This window comes from Streptacidiphilus monticola (genome assembly GCF_042658505.1).
In the GTDB taxonomy this organism is placed as follows: Bacteria; Actinomycetota; Actinomycetes; order Streptomycetales; family Streptomycetaceae; genus Streptacidiphilus; species Streptacidiphilus monticola.
On record NZ_JBHSQJ010000052.1, the window covers coordinates 1 to 934 of the forward strand.

A 934-nucleotide genomic window follows, 5' to 3' on the forward strand; every position below is an offset into this window, starting at 1 on the left:
GTTTCTTTTTTGCGTATGTGGAGGTTTCGACGTCGTCGGGACCTTCGCCCGTGCGCGGCGAGCTGGCCGGTGCGGGAGAATGAAGGTTGGCGCCCGAGGCGCCGAGAAGCTATCCGAGACAGGAGTCACGTCCATGGGAAACCCCCCTCACGACCGGCCCGAGCGGCGCTCAGGCGAAGGACCCCAGGACGGTCGGGGCGGCGCCGGCCGACGTGACTTCCGTGGCGGTGGCGGCGGCTACCGTCGTGACGACCGCCCCTCCGGAGGGTTCCGGCGCGACGACCGGCCGGCCTACGGCCGCGATCGGGAGCGCGACGACCGCCGTGACGAGCGTCCGCAGGGCGGTGGGTACCGTCGCGATGACCGGCCGTCGTACGGGCGGGACCGGGACCGTGACGACCGTCCCCGGAGCGCGGGCTACGGGCGGGACCGGGACGACCGTCCGCAGAGCGGCGGCTTCCGCCGGGACGACCGTCCCCAGGGCGGCGGGTACCGTCGTGACGACCGGCCGTCGTACGGGCGGGACCGGGACGACCGGCCGCAGGGCGGTGGCTTCCGCCGTGAGGACCGTCCCCAGGGCGGTGGGTACCGTCGTGACGACCGGCCGTCGTACGGGCGGGACCGGGACGACCGGCCGCAGGGCGGTGGCTTCCGCCGTGAGGACCGTCCCCAGGGCGGTGGGTACCGTCGTGACGACCGGCCGTCGTACGGGCGGGACCGGGACCGGGACGACCGTCCTCGCAGCGGGGGTTACGGGCGGGATCGTGACGACCGTCCGCAGAGCGGCGGCTACCGCCGCGAGGACCGCCCCCAGGGTGGGAGCTTCCGCCGTGAGGACCGTCCGCAGGGTGGGAGCTTCCGCCGTGAGGACCGTCCGCAGGGCGGTGGGTACCGCCGTGACGACCGGCCGTCGTACGGGCGGGACCGGGACCGC

The 934-nt window shown here is 75.1% G+C and carries 1 pseudogene; it reads right to left on the minus strand.

Annotated features, from left to right (window positions below):
* Nucleotides 1–169 precede the first annotated feature (169 nt).
* A pseudogene (locus tag ACFP3V_RS13650) lies at nucleotides 170–934 on the minus strand (hypothetical protein); the annotation flags it as partial.